The organism is Aquibacillus koreensis, assembly GCF_025154055.1.
GTDB classification, from domain to species: domain Bacteria; phylum Bacillota; class Bacilli; order Bacillales; family Amphibacillaceae; genus Aquibacillus_C; species Aquibacillus_C koreensis.
In genome coordinates this window covers 1-4417 of record NZ_JAOALK010000010.1, presented here as the reverse complement: position 1 = coordinate 4417, position 4417 = coordinate 1, and the positions used below count along the sequence as shown (strand labels likewise).

The window sequence follows — 4417 nt, the reverse complement described above, 5'->3', positions numbered from 1 at the left end:
GGTGTTGACGCACTTCTCTTTTAATATATACCCAATTATACATAAAATTATACTGAATATCTAGACATAAATTCAATGTGTGCTAGTGTTTAGAGGTAAGCGTCAAATAAATCCCACCTAGCTACTAGGTGGGATTAAATGTAGAATCTATTTAGATTTATTTGACGCTTACGGACATACAATATTTGTGTGTTCTCAATTGTTCTGAGGTCCTTTTTTTGTTTTCTAACTTTAGATAGTAGAGAAGTTTAAAAAATAGAATAGGGAGGGCCATCATGGAATAAAGAACACATTGATATTGTTTAGATTAGAGATGACAATATGAGATTGAGGATATTATAAACATTTAGGAGGTATTTAACGTGATAGTAAAAGAGTTTATGGAAGAGTTCTTAGGAAGTAAGAAGAAAGTAGCTATGAAGGAAATAATTATTAAAACATTCAAACAAAAGGACTTGAGGATAATATCAATCATTTTACTATTGTTTCTAGCGCTTTGTATATCTCTAATTTTTTTATTTGTTCCGGAAGAATGGTTAGGTGCTAATAAATGTGAAATATTATTATATGTAATACTTTGGATTATTCTTTCGCTGTTTTTTTTGTATCTGGATAAGTATTTCATATTGAGACATGTATTGGCTCGTAAATTAGATGAGAATTTAGAAGAGAGAATAGAAACATGGCTCGTTAAAAATGGAATATCCCATTCAAAACTATATTGGAATTTTGCTCATTCATTAAGAGCAGAGCTTAATTTCGATAAAAGTACTAAAAGTAAAACTAACCTAAATATAGGTTGGGTAATGACGATTACATTGAGCTTTTGGACTGTACTTATTGGAAAAGGTAATATGGAGAGCAAAGATTTTCTTGTTTTTTTTATCTTCACTTTAGTAATAGCGGCACTATTAAAACTTTTGGCTTTTGCTGGTAAATATGCTTATGAAAAATATTTTGAGATAAAATCCTATGATAATCACCAATTTTTAGATATTATTCGATTTCTAGATGAAACAGCATTGGAAAAAGCTGTACAAGAGGAAAGGAGTGTTAAAGAGTTTAATAGAGAAATATTAGATAATCATCGAGTTATAAAAGAAGAGATGGAAAGAATGGATAAAAGTATTAACAATAACACTCAATTAATGTTGCAGGAACAAGACAAACAAAGGATAGAACTGAAAATCAAAGCGAGCGTTGTATTTAACAAAAATCGAAATGAAACTAAAAAACAATCTAAGGGGAATAGACGAAACATAAGAAGGTGACTTCATTTATACATGATCACCTTGAAATATATGTGTTCTTTCATTAAGATAAAGATATATCAATTTCTTTATTCATTATTCATTGCAATCTTTAATAGATTAGCGGGCATTTAACAAATTGTAATAGGTAGCGCGAACTTTGGTTCGATTGGAGCATACACAGGTATGTTTATAAATCGTTCTGAAGTTCGTTTTTTTTATAACTTTAGAAAGGGTGTGTTTATATGAAAATGTTTTTTCTGTTGTACGAATACAGCACAATAGGAGCATTCCTGTAATGAAGAAATTTGAGGATTGAAACAAAAAGAGCCCTCTTGGTATCATACGAGGTGTCCAAAGCTTCGAAGCAAAAAATGGACCCTTAATTTAAGTAACCAAGGAGGACTCAATAATGAATTATACACAAAATCAAAAAATCTCTCAAATCACACCTTCAACACTCATTGTAGGCATTGATATTGCCAAAGACAAACACGTAGCTCGTGCTCAAGACGATCGAGGTATTGAATTCGGGAAACGCTTGATCTTTGAAAACAGAATGCATGGCTTTCAAAAACTAGTAAATTGGGCAGAGAACCTTCGAAAGGAAAATGACAAAAATCATGTCATTCTGGGTGTCGAGCCTACTGGTCATTACTGGTTTAGCCTAGCTTACTTTTTAGTAGCGAAAGGATACGATTTTGTTGTCGTAAATCCTATGCACGTAAAGAAAAGTAAAGAACTTGATGATAGGAGTGCTGGTGCCTGTCACCACCCGTAAAATAGCGAATTTTGTCGAAGAATGATAGATTTGTAATGATAGTTTTGATATGTGAGAGATAGTCTAATAGGCGTTGTAACTATATTAATTTCTGGTGCCTTGCATCACTCGTAAAGTGTTGTAATATGTGGAACGGTTTGTGGCAGGTATTTTTGGATGTATTGAATCACAGGTCCCAGCCACAACCACCATTATATTGATGAAAGTTGTTAGTTAGGTGATAATTTGTACATTGGCCACAATATGTTCAACGTTGGATGACATTGGCTCAGACCCTGTCGAAAGACAATTTAAGAGGAATACAAATGGTACGAATCTTTTGTGTTCCTCTTTTTCTATCATATGTATATACTAACTAAGGGCTATTTAGGATTGCGTACACTAACTCTGATAGAAATGGAATGACTAGCCCTCGCCGATTAAATGATTCATTCACGTCATACGCCATAATTCTGAAACTGTACGTTATCCATATACATACTTGGTTTACTTATTCAAATGCGATCGCAATGAGAACGGCTCATTTTTATTATCCATTTCAGGCTATACCTATTATGCCGGTGAACTTTGCCTTAGATGAAGAATGTATTCCTTTTTGGATAATAACGAGTGCGTTTTTTTCTTTCGTAGTAAAGTCCATTCACTTGTCCCCTTTATGCTTGTTTATCAATGGTGACTCAATAACAATTAGATAAGGGTATGTATTACTTTTATCTCTTCATCAATTACTAGGCAGCTTACTATTGGCCATTCCATTAACGCAGATATTCATTCACCTAAAACAACATGCCAGTGTACATAAGAAGTGAGTGGGACACGAGGACAGGGTGCCTGTCCCTCTGTCCCACCCCGCATATTGACATCGCTTTCAATCTCCTCTACACTAAATAAAATCTATTAATCTAGACAATAAACTTATATTGGAGAAAGTATCATGAATTTCATACGTAGGTTAATACATAAGTATTTTCACCAAAAGACGTTGCAGTACCAGCTGCAGCTTACTTATCTATTGATTGTGATTATTCCTTTTATTGCAATTGGGTACGTGTTCTATGAGGTGTCTGTTTCTGCCATGAAAAAGGATGCATTGGAGAATTATAATTCTTTAATGGAGGCTGTGAGTAAGAATATTAATGCCTTTTTGGAGGGGACAAGTAAAGAAATTTCAATTTACACTTCCATCATACTTGATACAAAGTCTTATAATTTAAATCTCCTTCGAGGCGATGAGTATCGTTCTGAATTTTGGTTAATAGAAAATAGGCACCTGTTTGATACCTTTAATCGAAATGATTTTATTAGTATACGTGCTTATGACAATCTCGGTAAAATGGTAGGTTTTTCAACCAATACAACTAACAATCAAGTCTATGAGTATGATTCCCATCAAGAAGAGACATGGCAGCAGAGAATCAAGCATAATTATGAAGATAAACTGCTTTTTGATATTCATCCACTAGAAACCAATGGAGTCTATAGTTTTACTGCATCGAGAGCAATCATGGATCCTAAGGAAAATATTAAAGTTGGGTATCTAAGCTTCGATAAGGAGTTATATGCATTTACTAATAACTTTAAAGAAATTGAAAACCGATTTGGGGGAGAACTGCAAATAATTAAAGATAATGGAACATTATTGTACCATTCAAACTATACATTGATTGGGCAACTCGCGGAATCAAAGCTACTTGATCATTTAGATAGACTCAGCGCCGATACATTTATAGAAGAAAATGATGATGGTGAAAAAATCATTATGTCCTATAATAAGCTGACAAATGAAAATTTCACGATTGTTGGCTCTATGCCACTAGATGTGTTAACAAAGGATATTAATTCATTAGGTAAAATAACCTTCTATAGTGTCTTAGTTTTAGTGATACTCATATCTATTCTTTCTTATTTATTATCCGGATATTTGACGAATCCACTAAAAGCCTTAATGAGTCAAATGAGCAGAGTTGAAAAAGGAAATTTCAAGCCGGAAATTAATATTCCGAAGACGAACATAGAATTAACTCAATTAGGCAACAGATTCCAAACAATGGTTAAAACGATTGATGAATTAGTATCGATTCAGTATCAAACCGAGATTCATAAGAAAGATGCTGAGCTTAAAGCATTAATTATGCAAATTAATCCTCACTTCTTCTATAACACCTTTGAAGTGCTGGTGCCTGTCACCACCCGTAAAATAGCGAACTTTGTCGAGAGTTGATAGATTAGTAGTGTTGTAGGTTGTGGTAAAATGTAGAAGTAACTGAATATTGTTGGGGTGGTTGGTTGTGAGACTTCTTTCTAGATCTGTTGATCTGAAAGGAGGTGATAATCATGGAGACATTTCTTGAATTTCTACGAGAAGTTTTGAAAGGAATTATACGCG

The 4417-nt window shown here is 33.5% G+C and carries 2 protein-coding genes and 1 pseudogene; all 3 read left to right on the top strand.

Annotated elements, in window-relative coordinates; all coding sequences use genetic code 11:
• Window positions 1-362 precede the first annotated feature (362 nt).
• Window positions 363-1271 (top strand): hypothetical protein, encoded by a 909-nt coding sequence (locus tag NYQ66_RS02570; protein WP_259866533.1) that lies wholly within the window; start codon window positions 363-365, stop codon window positions 1269-1271.
• A gap of 391 nt (window positions 1272-1662) precedes the next feature.
• Window positions 1663-2007, top strand: a pseudogene (locus tag NYQ66_RS02565) (IS110 family transposase); the annotation flags it as partial.
• A gap of 958 nt (window positions 2008-2965) precedes the next feature.
• On the top strand, window positions 2966-4252 hold the full coding sequence (locus NYQ66_RS02560) for a sensor histidine kinase (RefSeq protein WP_259866531.1): 1287 nt from the start codon (window positions 2966-2968) through the stop codon (window positions 4250-4252).
• Window positions 4253-4417: the final 165 nt, after the last annotated feature.

What these genes read in the sequence shown, in the direction of transcription:
- NYQ66_RS02560 (WP_259866531.1), top strand. Translation starts at nt 2,966, where the DNA reads ATGAATTTCATACGTAGGTTAATACATAAGTATTTTCACCAAAAGACG.